Origin of the sequence: Pseudomonas sp. 10S4, from assembly GCF_034344865.1 — a bacterium.
GTDB lineage: Bacteria > Pseudomonadota > Gammaproteobacteria > Pseudomonadales > Pseudomonadaceae > Aquipseudomonas.
The window spans coordinates 2949657-2970655 of sequence record NZ_CP133774.1; the positions used below are offsets into that span (position 1 = coordinate 2949657).

Sequence of the window (20999 nt, forward strand, 5' to 3'; positions counted from 1 at the left end):
ACGAAAACCCTGAGCTCCCACACGGCTGAAAGGCCGTCCAAGTAATTAGGATCGCCGGGCATCGATTCTCATCAAGGCGCGAATGGACCAACCTCCACTCAGACGCCGGATAGATGAAAGCAAGCCAAACACATCATCAAAAACAGTATTGCAGAAAAGGGGGAACCATAGATGTGGGAGCGGGCTTGCTCGCGAAGAGGCCATGTCAGTCGATAGAAATGTCGAATGACAGACCGCTTTCGCGAGCAAGCCCGCTCCCACAGGGGATCAGTGTTTGGTTGGATACTCGCGATGCATCTGCGCCAGCTTCGCATCCTTGTCTTCCCACAACTTATTGATCCAACCCTGAAACTCCAGTCGGTATTCCCCATCCTGGTCGTAATTCTTGCCAATGAACTGCGGCGGAATCTTCAACTCTTCAAAATTCACCACTACATCTTTCACGTTCCCGCAGAGCAAATCCCAATAACCCGGACGCCCGCCCGGATAGTGAATGGTCACATTGACGATGGATTCCAGCTGCTCACCCATCGCATCCAGCACAAACGCAATGCCGCCAGCCTTGGGTTTCAGCAGATAGCGAAACGGTGATTTTTGCTGGGCATGCTTGTCCTCGGTGAAGCGTGTGCCTTCGACGAAATTGAAAATCCCCACCGGGCTATTGCGGAACTTGTCGCAGGTCTTGCGGGTGGTTTCCAGGTCTTTGCCTTTCTTCTCCGGGTGTTTTTCCAGGTAGGCCTTGGAGTAGCGCTTCATGAACGGAAAGCCCAGGGTCCACCAGGCCAGACCAATCACTGGCACCCAGATCAGTTCTTGTTTGAGAAAGAACTTCAGCGGCTGGATACGGCGGTTGAGTACGTATTGCAGCACCATGATGTCGACCCAGCTCTGGTGGTTACTGGTGATCAGGTACGAGTGTTCGTAGTCCAGCCCTTCAAGGCCCGTGAGGTGCCAGCGGGTACGGCAGACCAGGTTCATCCAGGCCTTGTTGTTGCTGATCCAGGCTTCATGGGTGTGGCCCATCAACCAACGCGTGAAGCGCTGGGTGAGGGCGAACGGCAACACCTTGAAAATCGCTACGCAGAACAGAAACGAGCACAGCAAAATGGTATTCAGTGCCAACAGCAGCGAGGCGATCACGCCGCGCACGGGTGCAGGTAGGAATTGCAGCATTTAAAGATCCAAAGGTCGGTTGGCAGCTTGAATCGCGGTCAACGCGATGGTGTAGACGATGTCGTCGACTTGCGCGCCGCGCGGCAGGTCGTTCACCGGTTTGCGCAGGCCTTGCAGCATCGGCCCGAGGCTGACGCAGTCGGCGCTGCGTTGCACGGCTTTGTGGGTGGTGTTGCCGGTGTTCAGGTCGGGGAACACGAAGACCGTGGCGCGACCGGCCACCTGACTGTTCGGCGCCAGTTGCCGGGCCACGGTTTCGTTGGCGGCGGCGTCGTACTGCAACGGGCCGTCGATCAGCAACGAGTTTTGTTGTTCGTGGGCGAGCAACGTTGCTTCGCGGACCTTCTCGACTTCTTCACCGCTGGCTGACTCACCGCTGGAATAGCTGATCATCGCCACCCGTGGGGTGATGCCAAACGCGGCGGCCGAGTCGGCGCTTTGCAACGCGATCTCGGCCAATTCGCTGGCGCTCGGGTGTGGGTTCATCACGCAGTCACCGTAAACCAGCACTTCCTCGGGAAACAGCATAAAGAACACCGATGACACCAGCGTGCAGCCCGGCGCGGTCTTGATCAGTTGCAGGGCCGGGCGGATGGTGTTGGCGGTGGAGTGGATGACCCCGGAGACGAGGCCGTCGACTTCATCCAGCGCGAGCATCATGGTGCCGATCACCACGGTGTCTTCCAGTTGCTGCTCGGCCATCGGTGCGTTGAGGCTTTTGGTCTTGCGCAGGGCAACCATCGGTTCGATGTAGTTACCGCGAATCAGGTCCGGATCAAGAATCTCCAGGCCGGGCGGCAACTCGATACCTTGGGCGCGGGCCACGGCTTCGACGTCCGCCGGTTTGGCCAGCAACACGCAACGGGCGATCCCGCGCGCCTGGCAGATCGCGGCGGCTTGCACGGTCAGCGGCTCGCTGCCTTCAGGCAACACAATGCGCTTGTTGGCAGCCTGGGCACGCTGGATCAGTTGATAGCGGAACACTGCGGGCGACAAGCGCATTTCCCGTGGCGTACCGCAACGCTGGTGCAGCCATTTGGCGTCGAGGTGGCTGGCGACGAAATCGGTGATGATCTCCGCGCGCTCGCGGTCGTCGATCGGGATTTCCTTGTTCAGGCCGTTTAACAGGTTGGCGGTTTCGTAGGACCCGGTGCTCACCGACAACACCGGCAGGCCAGCCTGCAAGGCACCACGGCACAGGTCCATGATTCGCGGGTCGGGCAGGGTGTCGCTGGTCAGCAACAGGCCGGCCAGCGGCACGCCGTTCATGGCGGCGAGGCTGACGGCGAGAATGATGTCGTCACGATCGCCGGGGGTCACCACCAGCACGCCGGGCTTGAGTAGCTCCACGGTATTGCGCATGGTGCGGGCGCAGATGATGATTTTGGTCATGCGCCGGGTTTCGTAGTCACCGGCATTGAGAATTTGCGCGCCCATCAGGTCGGCGACGTCACGGGTGCGCGGGGCGTTCAGTTCCGGCTGGAACGGAATGCAGCCGAGCAGCCGGAAGTCGCCGCTGCGCAGCAAAGGCGAGTGCTCTTTCAGGCGCGAGGCGAAGGCCTCCATGCTTTCGTCGGTCTTTACCTTGTTCAGGATCACGCCGAGGACCTTCGGGTCTTTCGGGCCGCCGAACAACTGCGCCTGCAATTCCACCCGGCCGGAGAGTTCGGTCAGCACTTCGTTTTCCGGTGCCGAGACCAGAATCACTTCGGCATCGAGGCTCTTGGCCAAGTGCAGATTGACCCGTGCGGCGTAGCTGGCGCTGCGGGTCGGAACCATGCCTTCGACGATCAGCACGTCTTTGCCGATGGCCGCCTGCTGATACAGGGTGATGATTTCTTCGAGCAGTTCGTCCAGCTGACCGTCGCCGAGCATGCGCTCGACATGGGCCAGGCCCAGTGGTTGCGGCGGCTTGAGGCCGTGGGTGCGCGCCACCAGTTCAGTGGAGCGCTCAGGGCCGGTGTCACCCGGATGCGGCTGGGCAATCGGTTTGAAAAAGCCGACTTTCAGCCCGGCTCGCTCAAGGGTACGCACCAGCCCGAGGCTGATGGAGGTCAGACCCACACCAAAATCGGTGGGCGCGATAAAAAAGTTTGCATGCGGATTCCCTGGAGGTGCATGGCAATGGTGAACGCCTATGACTGGCCTTCTACCGAAATTCAGTCGCCAAGGTTATCGCTAACCGAGCCTTGTGCGCACCAACCGCAGTCAAAGGGTTGGCCTATTTTTTCAATACGTTGCGCCGGGTCCAGGACCCAGGCCCGGGATTGCCAGGGCGGCTGGTGGCGCAGGTGCTGGGTATGACCGCAGGAAAGCTCGGCCACCCAGTGCCCGTCCTCGTCCTGATGAAAGCCTGTGACCGTCGAGAACTGCGCCGCAATCCGTCTGTCCGGGTTGTGTTCGCTTTCGGGCGATTGCTTCGCTAAACTTGGTCTTTCTATATTCTTCTGCAAAAGGTCTCGCCCCATGCTGATCGCCGCCAATAAGGCTGTCTCCATCGACTATACCCTGACCAACGACGTTGGTGAGGTCATCGACAGCTCCGCCGGCGGCGCGCCGCTGGTCTACCTGCAAGGCGCAGGTAACATCATTCCGGGCCTGGAAAAGGCGCTGGAAGGCAAGAAAGTCGGTGACGAACTGACTGTCGCCGTAGAACCTGAAGATGCTTACGGCGAATACGCTGCCGAACTGGTCAGCACCCTGAGCCGCAGCATGTTCGAAGGCGTCGACGAACTGGAAGTGGGCATGCAGTTCCACGCTTCCGCGCCGGACGGCCAGATGCAAATCGTCACTATCCGTGACCTGGACGGCGACGATGTCACCGTCGACGGCAACCACCCGTTGGCCGGTCAGCGCCTGAATTTCCAGGTCAAGATCATCGACATCCGTGACGCCAGCCAGGAAGAAATCGCTCATGGTCACGTCCATGGCGAAGGTGGCCATCACCACTGATTTCTGCGCTAAGCTCAGAGAACTGGAGAGGCGCCCGAGGGGCGCCTTTTTTAGTCCGCGGCTGTCCCAGGCGGCGCCGCCAAGTGGCTGTTTCGAGAAGAATATGGGAATTTGGAGTTCGTCATGAGTGCTTTCCACGACCTTAAATTGACAGCCCTGGATGGTCAGGAGCTACCTCTGGCGCCCTTCAAAGGGCACGTCGTGCTGGTGGTCAACGTTGCCTCCAAATGTGGTTTGACCCCACAGTACGCGGCGCTGGAAAACCTCTATCAGCAATTCAAGGGCCAAGGCTTCAGCGTGCTGGGTTTGCCGTGCAACCAGTTTGCGGGACAAGAGCCAGGCACCGAGAAAGAGATCCAGGAATTCTGCAGCCTCAACTATGGCGTGACCTTTCCGTTGTCCAGCAAGCTGGAAGTCAACGGTCACGAACGTCATCAGTTGTACCGTTTGCTGGCGGGCGAGGGCGCGGAGTTTCCGGGCGATATCACCTGGAACTTCGAAAAATTCCTGCTGGGTAAAGACGGGCGGGTGCTGGCGCGTTTCTCGCCGCGGACGGCGCCGGATGATCCGACGATTGTTCATGCAATCGAAAAAGCACTGAGCTGATTCCGCAAGATCAAAAGATCGCAGCCTTCGGCAGCTCCTACGGGTGTTCACATTCCCGCGTAGGAGCTGCCGAACGCTGCGATCTTTTCGTTTCTAATCCTTAATCACTTAAATCAATAGTGCTGTTCAAGGCTTACGACTCTCCATATTATCGCCGTCATAAAGTCTATATTCCCGTGGAGCGTCCCATGCCTGTCAAAGCCCTGTTCAAACCGTTCCACCTCGGCACCCTCGAACTGCCGTCCCGCGTCGTCATGGCGCCGATGACCCGCTCCTTTTCCCCAGGCGGCGTGCCTAATTCCAAGGTGATCGAATACTACCGTCGCCGCGCCGCCGCCGGTGTTGGCCTGATCATCACCGAAGGCACCACCGTCGGCCACAAGGCCTCCAACGGCTACCCGAATGTGCCGCATTTCTACGGCGAAGCAGCGCTGGCGGGCTGGAAAAAAGTCGTCGATGCAGTGCACGCCGAGGGCGGCAAGATCGTTCCGCAGCTGTGGCACGTGGGCAGTGTGCGTCGCATTGGCACCGAGCCGGATGCCAGCGTTCCGGGCTATGGCCCGTCTGAAAAATTGAAGGACGGTCAGGTCGTGGTTCACGGCATGACCAAGCAGGATATCCAGGACGTGATTGCTGCGTTTGCCCAGTCTGCCAAGGACGCGCAAAGCATCGGTATGGACGGCGTGGAAATCCACGGTGCTCACGGCTATCTGGTCGACCAGTTCTTCTGGGAAGGCACTAACCAGCGCACCGATGAATACGGCGGCAGCCTGGCCAATCGTTCGCGGTTCGCCATCGAGTTGATTCAGGCGGTACGCGCTGCGGTAGGCGAAGGTTTCCCGATCATCTTCCGTTTCTCCCAGTGGAAGCAGCAGGACTACACCGCGCGCCTGGTGCAAACCCCGGAAGCCTTGGGCGAATTCCTCAAGCCGTTATCCGACGCTGGCGTGGATATTTTCCACTGCTCGACGCGGCGTTTCTGGGAACCAGAGTTCGACGGTTCCGACCTGAACCTGGCCGGCTGGACTCGCAAGCTCACCGGCAAACCGACTATCACCGTGGGCAGCGTCGGCCTGGATGGCGAGTTCCTGCAGTTCATGGTCAACACTGACAAAATCGCCCAACCGGCCAGCCTGGAAAATCTGCTGGAGCGTTTGAATAACGAAGAGTTCGATTTGGTAGCGGTTGGCCGTGCGCTGCTGGTGGACCCGGACTGGGCGCAGAAAGTGCGCGATGGCCGTGAAGAAGACATCCTGCCGTTCAGCCGTGAGGCGTTGATGACGCTGGTTTAAGCGGCGATTGGTAGGGCCTATTCGCGGGCAAGCCTCGCTCCTACAGGTCAGTGGCGATCAAACTGACGCATACCCTGTAGGAGCGAGGCTTGCCCGCGAAGCTTTTAAGGCAACAACGCCGCATCAGGCAGGGCCTGTCCCAGTACGCACGCCCCCCGCAACTGCCCCTCGAACTGTTCGATAATAGCGCCCCAGCCCTGACGACTCGCATGCTGGCGCGCATTGAGCCGCACGCAACGCAAGGTCTCGTCTTCCTCCAGCAACCAGCGCGCCGCCTCGCAGAACGCCGCTTCATCCCCCGGCATTGCCAGTACGCCGTTGTAGCCGTGGCGAATGTGCTGACCGGCAGCCGCCAGATCGTAGGCCACCACGCCCAGCCCCGAGGCCAGCGCTTCAAGCACCACATTGCCGAAGGTCTCGGTCATGCTCGGAAACAGAAACACATCCCCCGACGCATAGTGACTGGCCAGAGCTTCGCCGCGCTGCGAACCGCAGAAAATGGCCTCGGGTAATTCCTTCTCCAAAGCCATGCGCAACGGACCATCGCCAACCACGATCAACTTCAGGTTTCTCTGTGGGAAAGAGCTCTTCAGCGCGTCGAAACTGCGCTTGAGCAACCCCAGGTTTTTCTCGTGAGCCAGGCGTCCTACATGGATAACGGCAATGTCATCTTCGCTCAATCCCCATTGCTCACGCAGCGCGTTCAGACGCTTGCTGGGGTGAAACAACTGGCTGTCGACGCCGCGGGAGAGCAGCGCCAAGCGCTCGAAATGCCGACGCTCCAGTTCCAGCCGCTGACTGACGCTGGGCACCAGGGTCAAGGTCGAGCGGTTGTGAAACCAGCGCAGATAGTGGGTCAGCATTCGCGTCAGCAGACCGAGCCCATACTGGCTCGAGTACTGCTGGAAGTTGGTGTGAAAGCCGCTGACCACCGAAATCCCCAGCCGCCGCGCGGCGCGCAACGCCGACAAACCCAGCGGGCCTTCAGTGGCGATGTACAGCACGTCGGGGCGATGGCGTTTCCAGCGCCGCAGCAGTTTGTGCATCGACGACTGACCCCACTGCAATCCGGGATAGCCGGGCAACGGCCAGCCGCGACAGAGCAACAACTCATCGTCGCTGCCCAGTTGCCGATCACAACCCTGGCGCGGTCGCACCAGTTCCACTTGATGCCCGCGCGCGCGCAAACCGTCGCACAAGCGGCCAAGGGTATTGGCCACGCCGTTGATTTCCGGGGGAAGGTTTCGGTGATCAGAGTGATATGCAGAGCTGTCGTCATGACCTCAGTGTCGGCTGAGGCCATGTCGCCATTGTGGCGTTTCGATGATGGATTTGTGACCGACTCAGCGTTGGGGCACCAGGTTCTCTGCGCCTCGTTCGCGCACCCAGAACAAGGTCGCCCCGGCCACGGCCGCCGGCATCATCAAAATGTTGACCACCGGAATCAGCAGTACGAGGTAAACAATCCCGCCAAAACTCATGCTCTGCCAGCGTTTCTGGCGCAGCCAGGCGAGCATCTCGTTCCAGCCGAGTTTGTGGTTGTCGGCCGGGTAGTCGATGTACTGGATTGCCATCATCCACACCCCGAACAGCAGCCACAGCGGCGCGGCGATGATGTTCACCACCGGGATGAACGACAGGATGAACAGGCCAATGGCCCGCGGCAGGAAGTAGCCGAGTTTGCGCATTTCCCGGGCCAGGGTGCGGGGGATCATTTCGATTAGTTCGCCCCAGCTGAAGGACGGGAAGTCGTCGGTGCCACGCACCACCACTTCGACTTTCTCCGCCAGGAAGCCGTTGAACGGCGCGGCGATGACGTTGGCCAGCATGGTGAAGGTGAAAAACACCATCAGCGCCACCAGCACCACAAAAATCGGCCAAAGGATGTAACTGAGGAAACTCAGCCAGTCGGGCAGGGACGGCATCAACGTGTCGACCCACATACTGAATTGATGGCCAGCGAGGTAAATCAATCCGACGAACAGCACGAGGTTGATCGCCAGCGGCAACAACACGAACAAACGCAGGCCCGGGCTCAGGACCAGCTTGAGGCCTTCGCGCAGGTATTGCGGGCCGGACAGAACAGGGGCGGGCATAACGTGCTCCGAGCAGAAGGGAAACGCGCCGACCTTACCGACTTTGCCTCAAGGGTGAAAGCGCGGTCGCAGCATCGACATTCACTGTAACAAAGGCGTCTATAAAATCGCTGCCATGGGATAGAGACCGCCTATGAGCTGGATTGTTAAACCGTATTTCCTTAATCTTCGCCCCCTCGATACGCTGCACCCATTCTTTTACAGGACTGTCGAGCTCAAGCCTTCCCCAAGTGCTTTCAACAGTCCTTTTTATTCCCGCCGGCAAACCGGCGTTCCGCGCCAGGTGTTTCGGGCCGGTTAACAGGAGCAGGTCATGTCTGAAGTCCGTCATTCGCGAGTGATTATTCTCGGTTCCGGCCCTGCCGGTTACAGCGCCGCGGTCTATGCCGCCCGTGCCAACCTCAAGCCGCTGCTGATCACCGGCATGCAGGCCGGCGGTCAACTGACCACCACTACTGAAGTCGACAACTGGCCGGGCGACGTCCATGGCCTGACCGGCCCGGCGCTGATGGAACGGATGAAAGAGCACGCCGAACGCTTTGAAACCGAGATCGTGTTCGATCACATCAATGCCGTGGACTTCGCTGCCAAGCCGTACACCCTGACTGGCGACAGCGCGACTTACACCTGTGATGCACTGATCATCGCCACCGGCGCTAGCGCTCGCTACCTGGGCCTGCCGTCGGAAGAAGCGTTCATGGGCAAAGGCGTTTCGGCCTGCGCAACCTGCGACGGTTTCTTCTATCGCAACAAGCCAGTGGCTGTGGTCGGTGGCGGTAACACCGCTGTCGAAGAAGCGCTGTACCTGGCCAACATCGCCAGCACGGTGACCCTGATCCACCGTCGCGAAACCTTCCGCGCCGAGAAGATCCTGATCGACAAGCTCAATGCCCGGGTTGCCGAAGGCAAGATCATCCTCAAGCTCAACTCGAACCTGGACGAAGTCCTGGGCGACAAGATGGGCGTGACCGGTGCTCGCCTGAAGAACAACGACGGCAGCTTCGACGAGCTGACAGTCGACGGCGTGTTCATAGCCATCGGCCACACACCGAACACCTCGTTGTTCGAAGATCAGCTAACGTTGAAGGACGGCTACCTGGTCGTGCACGGCGGCCGTGAAGGCAACGCTACTGCGACCAACCTCGAAGGCATCTTCGCCGCCGGTGACGTCGCTGACCACGTTTACCGCCAAGCCATCACCTCGGCTGGCGCTGGCTGCATGGCGGCACTGGACGCTGAGCGTTACCTCGATGATCTGCAGAACGCCAAGTTCTGAGAACGTTGAAATAAAAAAACCGGCCTCGGCCGGTTTTTTTGTGCCCACGATTTCACCGGCGATAAAGCTCAAATGCGGGAGCGGGCTTGCTCGCGAAAGCGGTGTATCAGTGGATAACAATGTTGACTGTTACACCGCTTTCGCGAGCAAGCCCGCTCCCACAGGTTGAATGGTGTTCTGGATTCAGGTTGTTTTTCAGGTCAGCTTTGCAAGGCACGCCTCAAGAATATCCAGCCCTTCCTCCAACACCCCTGATTCAGTGGTCAGCGGCGCCAGCAGGCGAATGATGTGTCGCGACTTGCCGCTGGGCATCAGCAGCAAACCCGCGTCGCGGGCCAGGGCCAGCAACTGCGTCAACTGCGCCGCTGCCGGTGTGCCGTCGGGATTGCTCAGTTCGATGCCGCGCATGGCGCCGACGCCGGTCAAGCGCCCCAGATACGGTGAAAGCTTGCGAGTACGCCAGGCTTCGTAACGGCTGACAATCGCCTCTTCCTGTTGCGAGCCCCAGGCGTGAAGATTCGCGTCGGTTATCTCATCCAGCGTCGCCAGTGCCGCAGCGCAGGCGATCGGGTTGCCCGAATAGGTGCCGCCCAGTCCGCCCTTGGGCAACGTGTCTAGCAACGCTTTGCGCCCGACGACTGCCCCTAGCGGTACGCCGCCGGCGATGCTTTTACCGAGCAGGATCAGGTCCGGCTCGATGCCCAGTCGCGAGAACGCAAAACGCTGGCCGGTACGACCGAAACCCGACTGGATTTCATCGGCAATCAGCAGGATTTTTTCTCATCACAGAAGCGCCGCAGTGCTTGGGCGAACTCCACGTCCATTGCGAGGAAACCGGCTTCGCCTTGCACCGGTTCGACGATAAAGCAGGCCACGTCATCGACGTCGATCTCGACGCTGAACAACCGATCCATCGCCTTCAGCGCCTCGGCACAGGTCACGCCGTTGTCCTTGCTCGGGAAGGGCAAGTGAAACACCGGGCCCGGTAGCACGCCGACTTTCTGCTTGTACGGGGCGACTTTGCCGTTGAGGTTGAGGGTGGCGAGCGTGCGACCGTGAAAGGCGCCGTCAAACGCGATGACGGCCGTACGCCCGGTAGCGCCACGGACGATCTTCAAGGCGTTTTCCGCGGCTTCCGCGCCGCTGTTGGTGAGCATGCCGCTGACCGGGTAGTCCACCGGAATAAACGCTGTCAGGCGATCCATCAGTTCGATGTAGGGCGCGTGCGGGGCGGCGTTGAACGCGTAGTGGGTCAGCCGGGTGGCTTGTTCTCGAATGGCGTCGACGATGTGCGGATGGCAATGGCCGAGGTTCAGCACGCCGATGCCACCGACAAAGTCGATGTAGCGTTTGCCATCGGTATCCCAGACCTCGGCATTTTTGCCGTGGCTGAGCGTGACGGGATGAACGATGTTGATCGACCGACTGATGTTTTCGCTGCTCATGGATGCCTGACTCAGAAGAAGGGTTGCTTCTTTTTATCTAAGCCGCGAGCAGCGGTGCCCGGCAAACGAAATAAAGTCGCCGGGTCAATCTTAAAAGTCGGGATGTGCCGTAGAAGCGAAAAGATCGCAGCCTTCGGCAGCTCCTACATGGGAATGGGGACGCCCTGTAGGAGCTGCCGAAGGCTGCGATCTTTTGATTTTGATCTTTCGTGAATCAGCGGCGATTCAGCGGTTGCTGCGAGAACTTCACGCCGGCCAGACCATGGGCAATCAACGCGCGGATATTGCCGTGATCGCTGCCTTCAGGTGTCGCCACTACCGAACGGTAATGTTCGCCAAACGCCAACAGCGCTTCTTCATCGCTCAAGCCTTCCAGCAGCGCCAGGCCCAGGGTCTTGCACGAACCTTCGTTTTGCCCGGCGGCGTTTTCCACGCCACCGTTGTTGAAGGCCTGTGGTTGATAGTCGTAACCGGCGGCAATGAATGCCAGGGTGTCGGCGAAAACGTGTTCGCCGCTGTTGAGGCTGGCGCGCAGGGTGTTCAAATCACTCATTGGGTTTTCCTTTGGCGAACGCCGCTTGTTGTTCGGCGCTGGCTTCTTGCTGGTATTGGGCTTTCCATTCAGCGTACGGCATGCCGTAGACCACTTCGCGGGCGTCGTCGAGGCTGACCTCGATCTGGCGTTCGTCGGCAGCGGCCTTGTACCACTTGGACAGGCAGTTGCGGCAGAAACCCGAGAGGTTCATCAGGTCGATGTTCTGCACGTCCTTGCGGCTGTCCAGGTGGGCGACCAGTCGGCGGAAGGCGGCGGCTTCAAGTTCCAGGCGTTGTTGATCGTTCATGGCGGGCTCTGTGCAATCAAATCGTGGCGCGGATGATAAAAGCCTGACGAACAATGCGCCAGACGCGCTTAGCGGCTCGCCGCGAGGGTGATCGACACCGACTCGGCAAAACGCAGGGCGTGGGGTTTGTCGACTTCGACTTCGGCGTATAGCACTGATTCGTTGGCCATGACCAGGTCCAGCAATTCCTGGGTCAGGCGTTCGAGCAGGGCAAAGCGATTGCCCTCCACATGGGCGATGATCGCCTTGGTGATGGTGCGGTAGTTCAGCGCGTGATCGATGTCGTTGTCGCGCACCGCTTCTTGCGCCGCGTACAGGATGGTCAGGTTGATCAGCACATCCTGCTTGTTGAGGATTTCGTCCTCGTTGATCCCGATAAAGGTGCGCAGGCACAGGTCCTTGACCCGGATGCGCGCCATTCCTGGTTGAAGTTGTGGCATTGCTACTTGCTCCGTCCAATCAATTGCAGGAACTCCTGGCGGGTGTTGCTCGACTCGCGGAAGGCGCCGAGCATCACCGAGGTGTTCATGGTCGAATTCTGTTTCTCGACACCGCGCATCATCATGCACATGTGCTTGGCCTCGATCACCACGGCGACACCAGCGGCGTCGGTGACTTGCTGTACCGCGTCGGCGATCTGCCGGGTGAGGTTTTCCTGAATTTGCAGGCGCCGGGCGAACATGTCCACCAGGCGTGCAATCTTCGACAGGCCCAACACCTTGCCGGTCGGAATATAAGCTACATGCGCCTTGCCGATGAAGGGCAGCATGTGGTGCTCGCACAGTGAATAGAGCTCGATGTCGGCAACGATGATCATCTCGTCGGTGTCCGACGAAAACAGCGCACCGTTGACGATCTCTTCGACACTTTGCTCGTAGCCGTGACACAGGTACTGCATGGCCTTGGCCGCACGCACCGGGGTGTCTAGCAGTCCTTCGCGGTCAGGGTTTTCACCGAGACCGATGAGAACCTCGCGATAGCTCTCGGACAGGGCGTTTTGGGGCAGGGATAACGTCATGAAATATCCTCGCGGGGCGGCTTACTTGACGTGCCGTCCGCCGTTGACGGTCAGGGTCGTGCCGGTGACATAAGGGTTGTCGAGCAGATAGCGCAGGCTCTGGTAAATCACTTCGCTGCCGGGTTCGATGCCCAGCGCGGACTTGGCCAGGGCCTTTGCGCGGTACGCCGCGTCGTCGTCGGGATTGAACAATAGCAGGGCTGGCGCGATGCCGTTGACCTTGATCGTTGGCGCATATTTCGCGGCGAACGACAGGGTCAGGCTGTCGAGCCCGGCTTTGCTGGCGCAGTAGCCGATGTGCTGGCTGCTGCCCTTGCGGGTCACGTCGTCGCTGATGTGCACGATGTCGGCGGGGCTCGAGCGTTCGAGCAAGTCGACGCAGTGCAGGTTGATCAGGTAGGGCGCGAGCATGTGCACAGTGAACATTTGGGTAAATGCCTGTGCGTCGGTGTCCGGTGTTTCGGCCAGCCATTCGGAGGCGTTATGGACTATCGCCCGCAGGCTGTCGGTGTGGGTTTTGAGTTCGGTGATGAACGCCAGGATGCCGGCTTCGCTGGAGAAATCCGCGAACACCGCCGTCGCCCCCAGATCGCGCAATGTTTGTACGCCGGGGCGTTCGCTGCGGTAGCTGAAGATCACTCGCTGGCCGTCTTCGAGCAAACGCTGCGCACAGTGCAGGCCGACACGCTGGCCGGCACCGGTGATGAGGATAGGGGCTGCGGAAGAGGTCATGAATGGCTCGCGTCGCGGTTAGAGCAAAACTATACCAGCGACGAAGCGTGAGGTGGTTTTTGTAGGAGCGAGGCTTGCCCGCGAAGGCGGTGTGTCAGGCAACATTGATGTCGACTGTTTCACCGCCTTCGCGGGCAAGCCTCGCTCCTACAGAGATCAGCGGTTTTGGGTGGTGGGGGCGGCGGGCAACGGCCGCGTCGGTGTGGTGTGCAGCCAGTTCGCCAACAGATGGGTCGACAACGGAATAAAGAAATAAACCATCAAGGGCGTCAGGCACAGGGTGCTGATGAACACCCGAGGCAACAGGCTCATTTCGCCGAGCAACGGCCCCAGCACAAAATTGAACAACAGCGAGACCGGGAAGAATGCCAGCCAGATCGCCACAGCCTGTTTCCAGCGTGGCGGGCGTTGGCCAACCGCGCCGAACCAGCCTTCGATGCCACTGACCCGATGTTCTGTCGGGTGGGCGAACAAGTCGCTGCCGCGTCCCAGCCAGGCGGTACGCGAAGCGGAGTGCTCCCAGGCGTGCAGGGTCTGCTCGTCGGCGAAGCGGAAGATAATCTGGAATTCGTTATCATCGGGCGGCGGAGCGAGCACGCCAGACCCGAGATAGCCGGGGAAGTCGGTGGCCAGCTGTTCGCCTTCACGCAACCAGGCGATCAGGTCCTGATAACGTCCATCGGCAACGCGGCGCGCCACCATCAGCGTGACGGGTGAGGTAGACATTGTGTATCTCCGTAAGGCAATCGCGTCGCTCCGGGTAGGAGTTTCGCCAGACGCAACGCCGGGGTGGTGGGCTGCGTCTTTGAACAAGCAAGGATTATTCCCGAATATGAAAATTACGCCAGTGGCATTCGTCGTCCATCAATATCTTGTGTGTTATCCATCAATGTCTTGAATGATTGCGGGAGATAGGCGCTAGAATGGGATCCAACTTGCCCGTGGACGATCACCCCCCAAATGCCTGTCCTGACTGACGTTGTCCACGGCTTGTTGCCAGCTGCCTCCCTCGAGCGGGAAGAACTTTTTCCGATTCGAGAAGTGTCACGCCTGACCGGTATCAACCCAGTCACTTTGCGGGCATGGGAACGTCGTTACGGTCTGATTCAACCCACGCGCACCGAAAGTGGGCATCGACTGTATTCAATGGTCGATATCGAGACGGTTCGCAGCATTCTCGGCTGGATCGAGCGCGGTGTGGCGGTGAGCAAGGTCGGCAAGATCCTGGCAAAGACCGAACCGTTCAAAGCGCTCTCGCACATCATTCCCAATGAACTGGTGCTGGCGGATTATGCTCAATGGCAGCAGCAGGTTCAGACCGCTGTCAGTGCCTTTGACGATCTCCAGCTGGAACGGGTCTATGGGCAGATTTTTTCCAGCTACTCACTGCCTGTGGTGTTCCAGGACATTCTGATGCCGCTCTGGAAGCTGCTGTTGCAGCGACAGGATATGTTCGGCCAGACCAGCGAGTGGTTATTCTTCGATGCATTCTTGCGATCACGGGTGTCGCAGCGCTTGTTGCTGATACGTGATACATCGCCGCGCCGGGTCGTTATCAGCGCCCTGCCCGGTCAGTGCCGTGAATTTGAACTGCTGGTGGCAGCGCTGTTTCTGAGTGGGGCCGATTCAGGCGTGCGTGTGCTCACGATCGGCCAGCCATTCGATGAACTGACGCTGGTCTGCGAAAGAATCAAACCCGAGGCGCTTGTGCTGTTTTCCAATCACGCGCCTTCACCGGAGCTGCCGAGGCGCCTGAACCGCTTGGCCATGAGCCTGGATTGTCAGCTGATGCTTGCCGGTGATGCGTCTGACCTGGCGCAGGAAAGCCTGGCCGGATCATCGATTGGTTGTCTGGGTAACGAGGGTTTGTTGATGCGTCAGCGCCTGAAGCAGTTCCTGGCGGGCAACCTGGATACTTGAAATTCAGACGTGCAGGGCAGGATGGGTCAGACGATGTTGCTGAAGAATGAACTGACGCAGACGTTCGGTTTCGTCCTTGTCGCTCTGGCTGAGCTGATAAGCGAAGAAGCCTTGCTCGGTTTCCCGTTCGAATGTGCCGCGCAACGCGATTCGCTCATAGCCTGACGGGCTGAACCACAACGCGAAATGCTTCGGTGGCTTGGTTTTGTTGCGAACTTCCAGCAAAACCCCTTTGAACGACACTTCGTGGACCCACATCGTGCCGGGCTGCCCCTTGGCATTCTCCAGCGCAACCGGTTCCTCAAGTGTCAGGCGCCACGGTCGCACCATTGGCCCATCTTCAAAAATGCTCGGCACGCCCAGGCGCAAATGCAACGCGTGAAACTCGTCCTCGACCAGGTGCAGCGGGAAGGTCATTTGCTGATTTTCAAAGTTGGCCTGGATGGTGACTTGCTCATGGGCTGCCAGGCGAGTGAGCAGGTCACGGATCTGCGATCCACCGTTGACGAGCAGGCTCGACGTTGCATCCCGCACATTGAGTTGCGGGTTGTGCTGCATGGTCTGGATAAAATCCAGCTCATCCTGGGTCAGGAGTGCGTCGCGTTGCATGGCTTGCTCGAAAGAAATAGTTACAAAGTCATTGGTGATTGTAGTTAATGACACTTAGTTCGCTGGTTTGTTTGCGCCGTTCGTCGCTTTGAGTGCAGCCAGTTCAGTCTGCAATTCAGCCACTTGCGCCTCTAGTTGCGTAACCCGCTGCTGTGCCTTGACCTGAGCGGTCACGTCTTTTTGTACACCGACAAAATACGTTTGTCCGTCGCTTTCGTTTCTAACCGTCGAAAGGGACAGTTCGTTCCAGAACGGCTTGCCGTCCTTGCGGTAGTTACGCAGCACCTCCCGACACGAGCCGCCGCTGTCCAGGGCCTTACGAATCAACCCCAGCGCTTCTTGATCCCGATCCCCGGCTTGCAGGAAGCGGCAGTCCTGATAGAGGATTTCTTCGCTGGTGTAACCGGTCAGGCGTTCGAACGCCGGGTTGACGTAAATCAGGATGTTATCCAGCTCGCCTTCCTTTTCGGCAATCACGATGCCGTCATTGGAAGCATTGATCACCATTTGCAGCAGTTGAGCGTTGATCATCAGAGAATCCTTTCTGAGTTGATTAAGCGCTGCATTCTAGAAGAACAATAAGGGCTGTCTACTGGCCATCAGCACTTATTGAGAGGCAATCGCAGGTTTTTTGCCGGTGCTGTTAATATCGCCAGTCTTTTTCCCGCTTCAGGATCAGATTGATGAAAGTCGCCATCCTTTCCGGCTCGGTGTACGGCACGGCTGAAGAAGTCGCCCGGCACGCTGCGAATATTTTGAAAGCCGCCGGTTTCGAGACCTGGCACAACCCGCGCGCCAGCCTTGCCGATGTTCAGGCGTTCGGCCCTGAAGCCTTTCTGGCCGTGACCTCGACCACGGGCATGGGCGAATTGCCGGACAACCTGCAACCGTTGTACTCGATGATTCGCGACCAGTTGCCTGCCGCCTGGCGTGGTTTGCCGGGGGCCGTGATTGGCCTGGGCGATGCGAGCTATGGCGACACCTTCTGCGGTGGTGGTGAGCAGATGCGCGAATTGTTCGGCGAACTGGGTCTGCGCGAGGTCCTGCCGATGTTGCGCCTGGATGCCAGCGAAAGTGTTACCCCGGAAAGCGACGCCGAGCCTTGGCTGGCCGAGCTGGTCAGTGCTCTGCGGGGCTGACCGGATGCTCGCGCAATAGTGCGAGCCAGGCTTGGGCGGCTTTTGACAGGTACGCGCCCTGGCGCCAGATAAAGGCAATGTCCCAACGCAGATACGCCGGCGCGTTCAAGGTCAGGCGCACCACGCCTGGCCGCACCAGCCCGCGCGCCACCACGCGGGGCAACAGCACTACGCCTTGCCCGGCGGCCACCAGCGCCGCGAGAAAATCCGCCTGACCGCTGCGTCCACCTTCCTTGGGCGTAAATCCCAGCTGTTGGCAGGCCTGAAGCAATCGGTCGTTGAGCACAAAACTGCGCTGGTACAGCAGGAACGGCGTGTCGGCCAATTCCTCCAGACCAATCACTGTCTTCGTCGCCAATGGATGATCGGCCGGCAACAGGGCGTCCAGCGGTTCGTCGCAGAACGGTTGAAAAGCGAATTGAGGATCCTTCGTCAGCAGGCTGCCACCCAGTTCCAGTTCTCCACTTAATACGGCTTGCTCTATGTTCAGGCTGCCGCCTTCGAGCAATTGAATGCTGATGTTCGGGTAGCGCCGCCGGTACTCGGCGAACAGTCCTGCGAACAACGCGTCACTGCCCAGCAGTGGCAAACCCAGACGCAACTCCCCACGGGCCAGTTGGCTCAAATCGTCCAGCTCGCTGAGCAATTCATTGCGCAACCGCAGCATGCCTTCGGCCCGTTGTAACACCACGCTGCCGGCGGCGGTCAGTCGCAACTGCGAGCCCAGGCGTTCGAGCAGCGGGGTACCCAGGCTTTGCTCAAGTTGTGCGACCTGCTTGCTCACCGCCGATTGACTGATGTGCAAGGTCTTGGCGGCTTGGGTGAATCCGCCTTGATGCATCACTTCGATGAAGCTGCGTAGCTGTTTGAATTCCATGGGCCTGATTCCATATTGGAATGGCTTTGAGTCTAACAATTCGCTTCGGGGATAGCAGCCCGCTCCGTAAAATGAGCGCCTGTGAGGACCGAAACCATGAACGCATCAATCCTGAACTCTCCAACGCTGAGAAAGCTTTCCCGACTGGTCGCTGAATTAGCCGTGCTGCTGGCGATCTACCTGCTCGGCTGCCAGTTGGCCGCGTGGTTTGCCTGGCCGATTCCGGGCGGGGTGATCGGCATGGCGTTGTTGTTGCTGGCGTTCGCGTTCGGTTGGGTGAAACCTGCCGCGTTGCAGATGGGGGCCGGGTTGTTGATGGCCGAGATGCTGCTGTTCTTTATTCCTGCGCTGATGAGTCTGCTCGATTACGGCGGCCTGCTGCGCGACGACGGCTGGCGGATTCTGTTGGTGATCGGCGTCAGCACGTTGATGGTGATGCTGGTGACGGCGTTTACCGTGGAATTGGTCGTGCGGTTGAGGAGGTCCCATGAAGCTTGAACTGATGCCGATGTTCTGGCTGGCGTTCACCTTGCTGGCCTATTTGTTCAGTCGCTGGATCTATCGGCGCACCGGTCGATACTTGCTGTCGCCGCTGATTCTGGTCCCGGCCTTGCTGCTGGCGCTCGCCGTGCCGCTGCATACGGCCTACGCTGAATATTCAAGTAACACCCATTGGCTGATGGCGGTGCTGGGGCCGGTCACCGTGGCCTTCGCGGTGCCGATCTGGCAGCAGCGGCAGATGCTGGCGCGGCATTGGTCGGCGTTGCTGCTGGGGATGCTGGCGGGCAGCGCGGCGTCCATCGGCAGTTCATTCGGTCTGGCCAAGGCGTTGGCGCTGGACAGCTCAGTGACGATGTCGCTGGTGCCCCGTTCGATTACCACCCCCTTTGCCATGCCGTTGGCCCACGACCTCGGGGGCGTACCGGAATTGACGGCGGTGTTTGTGATGTTCACCGGGGTGTTCGGGGCGATGCTCGGCGGCATCCTGCTCAAGTGGTTACCGTTGCGCAGTGCCTTGGCGCGAGGCGCATTGTTTGGTGTCGGTGCTCACGGTGCCGGGGTCAGCCGGGCCCATGAAGTGGGCGGTGAAGAAGGCTCGGTGGCGGGTCTGGTCATGGTTCTGACTGGATTGCTGAATCTGTTCGCAGCACCCTTGTTGGCGTCGGTGCTTTGACATGGATCCAAGCCCGGTGCCGCACTGACTCGCTAGGCCATCAAGCTGGCTGCTAATGCAACTACACGAAGTCCGGGGGCTGACTAGACTGCTGACACGTCAGTAAAACAATAAAAAAAGAGAGGTCCTTGCCGTGAGTGTGACCCACGTTCAATCGCCCCACAGTGTCAAAGACCAGGTCAGTGCCGCCGAGTGGCAGACCCGCGTCGATCTGGCCGCCTGTTATCGCCTGGTAGCCCTGCATGGCTGGGATGATCTGATCTTTACGCACATCTCGGCGAAGGTGCCGGGTACCGAAAACTTCCTGATCAACCCGTTCGGTTTGATGTTTCACGAAATCACCGCGTCAAGCCTGGTCAAGGTCGATCAGGCCGGCAACAAGCTGATGGACAGCCCTTACGAGATCAACCCGGCGGGCTACACCATCCACAGCGCCGTGCATGAAGTGCGTCACGACGTCGTCTGCGTGCTGCATACCCACACCGCTGCGGGTGTTGCGGTATCGGCGCAGAAACAAGGCGTCCTGCCGATCAGCCAGCAATCGTTGTTCGTCCTGTCCAGCCTGGCTTATCACGCCTACGAAGGTGTTGCGCTGAACCACGAAGAGAAGGCGCGGCTGCAAGCCGACCTGGGCGAAAACAATTTCCTGATGCTGCACAACCACGGTCTGCTGACCTGTGGCGGCACCATCGCTGACACCTTCTTGATGATGTTCACCTTCCAGCGTGCCTGCGATATCCAGGTGCTGGCGCAAAACGGTGGCGCCGAGTTGATCGCCATCGAACCGCAGATTCTGGCAGGCGCCAAGGCGATGATCGCTGGCGTCACCAAAAGTGCTCAAGGGATGGGCGGCGCACTGGCCTGGCCAGCGCTGCTGCGCAAACTCGATCAACAAGCCCCGGGTTATAAACTCTAATGCCACTCGCCGAGATTCCCCTGTGTGTCTGGCGCAAACGCGGCCAGACGTTTGTCTTCCGTGGCCAGGCCATCCGCTACTGGACGGCCGGGCAGGGTGAGCCGCTGTTGCTGATCCATGGCTTCCCGACCGCCAGTTGGGACTGGCATTACCTGTGGCAGCCGCTTGCACAGCGCTATCGGGTGATTGCCTGCGACATGCTCGGCTTCGGCGATTCGGCCAAACCGGTGAATCACGACTACAGCCTGCTGGAGCAAGCCGATTTGCAACAGGCCTTGCTGACGCATCTGAACATCGAGCAGCCGGTGCACCTATTGGCCCACGATTACGGCGACAGCGTGGCCCAGGAACTGCTGGCCCGGCATCACGAGGCCCGGGTGAACATCGCCAGTTGCGTGTTCCTCAATGGCGGCCTGTTCCCCGAAACCCATCGCCCGGTACTGATGCAAAAGCTCTTGCTCAGCCCGTTGGGCTGGATGATCGGCCGCGCCTTTACCCGCGATGGCCTGGTGAAAAGTTTCCGGCAGATTTTCGGTCCCCAGACCCGGCCCACTGAAAGCGAAATGGATGATTTCTGGAGCCTGATCGACAGCAATCACGGGCCGCGGGTCATGCATAAACTCATTGGTTACATTCCGCAGCGACGGGTTCAACGGGAACGCTGGGTGAGCGCCATGCAGCGCGGCGACGTGCCGTTGCGGGTGATCGATGGCGAGGTCGATCCGATTTCCGGAGCACACATGGTCGCGCGCTATCGCGAGCTGATCCCCGACCCCGACACGGTGCTGCTCAACGGTATCGGCCACTACCCCCAGACCGAGGCACCGGTGCAGGTGCTCAAGCACTATCTGGCGTTCCGCGACCGGCTGGTTTCAGCGCCGCTGAAGCGGGCGTGTTCCTGAAAAGATCGCAGCCTTCGGCGGCGCCCACAG

Annotated in this window: 23 protein-coding genes and 2 pseudogenes; 10 read left to right on the forward strand and 15 right to left on the reverse strand. The window is 59.5% G+C overall.

The genetic code is table 11. The annotated features are described in order from the left end of the window. Positions 1-267 precede the first annotated feature (267 nt). The 3 genes from RHM58_RS13515 to RHM58_RS13525 are packed head-to-tail and all read right to left on the reverse strand — an operon-like array spanning position 268 to position 3671. Positions 268-1173 carry an acyltransferase gene (locus RHM58_RS13515; protein WP_322270560.1) on the reverse strand — a complete coding sequence of 302 codons (906 nt, stop codon included), beginning with the start codon at positions 1171-1173 and terminating at the stop codon, positions 268-270. Next, positions 1174-3312, reverse strand: a complete 2139-nt coding sequence (gene pta / locus RHM58_RS13520) for a phosphate acetyltransferase (protein ID WP_322270844.1) — start codon at positions 3310-3312, stop codon at positions 1174-1176. A gap of 20 nt (positions 3313-3332) precedes the next feature. Continuing rightward, positions 3333-3671 (reverse strand): DUF3565 domain-containing protein, encoded by a 339-nt coding sequence (locus RHM58_RS13525; protein WP_201200614.1) that lies wholly within the window; start codon positions 3669-3671, stop codon positions 3333-3335. Here RHM58_RS13525 and RHM58_RS13530 point away from each other — a divergent pair. From RHM58_RS13530 to RHM58_RS13540, 3 genes are all read left to right on the forward strand, one after another. Beyond that, complete coding sequence (locus RHM58_RS13530; protein ID WP_322270561.1) at positions 3640-4125, forward strand: FKBP-type peptidyl-prolyl cis-trans isomerase; 486 nt, start codon at positions 3640-3642, stop codon at positions 4123-4125. The genes RHM58_RS13525 and RHM58_RS13530 overlap by 32 nt on opposite strands. A gap of 123 nt (positions 4126-4248) precedes the next feature. Beyond that, positions 4249-4731 (forward strand): glutathione peroxidase, encoded by a 483-nt coding sequence (locus tag RHM58_RS13535; protein ID WP_201200615.1) that lies wholly within the window; start codon positions 4249-4251, stop codon positions 4729-4731. Between the two features lie 188 nt (positions 4732-4919). Then, positions 4920-6023 carry an NADH:flavin oxidoreductase gene (locus tag RHM58_RS13540; RefSeq protein WP_201200616.1) on the forward strand — a complete coding sequence of 368 codons (1104 nt, stop codon included), beginning with the start codon at positions 4920-4922 and terminating at the stop codon, positions 6021-6023. 104 nt (positions 6024-6127) lie between these two features. Here RHM58_RS13540 and RHM58_RS13545 read toward each other — a convergent pair. Continuing rightward, positions 6128-7326, reverse strand: a pseudogene (locus RHM58_RS13545) (glycosyltransferase family 4 protein). 40 nt (positions 7327-7366) lie between these two features. Next, entirely contained in the window at positions 7367-8119 is a 753-nt protein-coding gene (gene cysZ / locus RHM58_RS13550; protein ID WP_201200618.1) for a sulfate transporter CysZ, read from the reverse strand. A gap of 313 nt (positions 8120-8432) precedes the next feature. Here cysZ and trxB point away from each other — a divergent pair, with 313 nt between their 5' ends. Next, a complete protein-coding gene (gene trxB, locus RHM58_RS13555) occupies positions 8433-9395 on the forward strand; it encodes a thioredoxin-disulfide reductase (RefSeq protein WP_322270562.1) in 963 nt (320 codons plus the stop codon). Between the two features lie 195 nt (positions 9396-9590). Here trxB and RHM58_RS13560 read toward each other — a convergent pair. The 7 genes and pseudogenes from RHM58_RS13560 to RHM58_RS13590 form a co-directional block, all read right to left on the reverse strand. Next, positions 9591-10840, reverse strand: a pseudogene (locus RHM58_RS13560) (aspartate aminotransferase family protein). 214 nt (positions 10841-11054) lie between these two features. After that, complete coding sequence (locus RHM58_RS13565) at positions 11055-11393, reverse strand: HopJ type III effector protein (RefSeq protein ID WP_201195763.1); 339 nt, start codon at positions 11391-11393, stop codon at positions 11055-11057. After that, positions 11386-11682, reverse strand: a complete 297-nt coding sequence (locus tag RHM58_RS13570) for a DUF1244 domain-containing protein (RefSeq protein ID WP_017336573.1) — start codon at positions 11680-11682, stop codon at positions 11386-11388. Before RHM58_RS13570 ends, RHM58_RS13565 begins: the two co-directional genes overlap by 8 nt. A 68-nt stretch (positions 11683-11750) precedes the next feature. Beyond that, positions 11751-12122 carry a dihydroneopterin triphosphate 2'-epimerase gene (gene folX, locus RHM58_RS13575; RefSeq protein ID WP_201195761.1) on the reverse strand — a complete coding sequence of 124 codons (372 nt, stop codon included), beginning with the start codon at positions 12120-12122 and terminating at the stop codon, positions 11751-11753. 2 nt (positions 12123-12124) lie between these two features. After that, the gene (gene folE / locus RHM58_RS13580; protein WP_201200651.1) at positions 12125-12700 is read right to left on the reverse strand and encodes a GTP cyclohydrolase I FolE; all 576 of its coding nucleotides are present in this window, start codon (positions 12698-12700) and stop codon (positions 12125-12127) included. Between the two features lie 21 nt (positions 12701-12721). After that, positions 12722-13432 carry a dihydromonapterin reductase gene (gene folM / locus RHM58_RS13585; RefSeq protein ID WP_201200653.1) on the reverse strand — a complete coding sequence of 237 codons (711 nt, stop codon included), beginning with the start codon at positions 13430-13432 and terminating at the stop codon, positions 12722-12724. 156 nt (positions 13433-13588) lie between these two features. Continuing rightward, positions 13589-14158, reverse strand: coding sequence for an antibiotic biosynthesis monooxygenase (locus tag RHM58_RS13590; RefSeq protein ID WP_201200655.1), 570 nt, complete (start codon positions 14156-14158; stop codon positions 13589-13591). Positions 14159-14392: 234 nt separating this feature from the next. On the opposite strand from RHM58_RS13590, the gene RHM58_RS13595 reads away from it, so the two are divergent. Then, entirely contained in the window at positions 14393-15352 is a 960-nt protein-coding gene (locus RHM58_RS13595) for a MerR family transcriptional regulator (protein WP_322270563.1), read from the forward strand. A gap of 3 nt (positions 15353-15355) precedes the next feature. On the opposite strand, the gene RHM58_RS13600 is transcribed toward RHM58_RS13595, so the two are convergent. Both RHM58_RS13600 and RHM58_RS13605 read right to left on the reverse strand, forming a co-directional pair. After that, a complete protein-coding gene (locus tag RHM58_RS13600; RefSeq protein WP_054616118.1) occupies positions 15356-15961 on the reverse strand; it encodes a hypothetical protein in 606 nt (201 codons plus the stop codon). Between the two features lie 54 nt (positions 15962-16015). Continuing rightward, the gene (locus tag RHM58_RS13605) at positions 16016-16492 is read right to left on the reverse strand and encodes a PAS domain-containing protein (RefSeq protein ID WP_201200659.1); all 477 of its coding nucleotides are present in this window, start codon (positions 16490-16492) and stop codon (positions 16016-16018) included. A gap of 152 nt (positions 16493-16644) precedes the next feature. Between RHM58_RS13605 and RHM58_RS13610 the strand changes: the two genes are divergently transcribed. Beyond that, complete coding sequence (locus tag RHM58_RS13610; protein WP_201200661.1) at positions 16645-17100, forward strand: flavodoxin; 456 nt, start codon at positions 16645-16647, stop codon at positions 17098-17100. Here the strand turns inward: RHM58_RS13610 and RHM58_RS13615 are convergent. Beyond that, the gene (locus RHM58_RS13615; protein WP_201200662.1) at positions 17081-17977 is read right to left on the reverse strand and encodes a LysR family transcriptional regulator; all 897 of its coding nucleotides are present in this window, start codon (positions 17975-17977) and stop codon (positions 17081-17083) included. The genes RHM58_RS13610 and RHM58_RS13615 overlap by 20 nt on opposite strands. A 96-nt stretch (positions 17978-18073) precedes the next feature. On the opposite strand from RHM58_RS13615, the gene RHM58_RS13620 reads away from it, so the two are divergent. The 4 genes from RHM58_RS13620 to RHM58_RS13635 all read left to right on the forward strand — a co-directional run bounded on the left by RHM58_RS13620 (position 18074) and on the right by RHM58_RS13635 (position 20969). Next, positions 18074-18475, forward strand: a complete 402-nt coding sequence (locus tag RHM58_RS13620) for a CidA/LrgA family protein (protein ID WP_416195308.1) — start codon at positions 18074-18076, stop codon at positions 18473-18475. Next, positions 18465-19151 carry an LrgB family protein gene (locus tag RHM58_RS13625; protein ID WP_201200663.1) on the forward strand — a complete coding sequence of 229 codons (687 nt, stop codon included), beginning with the start codon at positions 18465-18467 and terminating at the stop codon, positions 19149-19151. Before RHM58_RS13620 ends, RHM58_RS13625 begins: the two co-directional genes overlap by 11 nt. A gap of 139 nt (positions 19152-19290) precedes the next feature. Next, entirely contained in the window at positions 19291-20067 is a 777-nt protein-coding gene (locus tag RHM58_RS13630) for a class II aldolase/adducin family protein (RefSeq protein WP_322270845.1), read from the forward strand. Continuing rightward, the gene (locus tag RHM58_RS13635; protein ID WP_201200666.1) at positions 20067-20969 is read left to right on the forward strand and encodes an alpha/beta fold hydrolase; all 903 of its coding nucleotides are present in this window, start codon (positions 20067-20069) and stop codon (positions 20967-20969) included. Before RHM58_RS13630 ends, RHM58_RS13635 begins: the two co-directional genes overlap by 1 nt. Positions 20970-20999 lie beyond the last annotated feature (30 nt).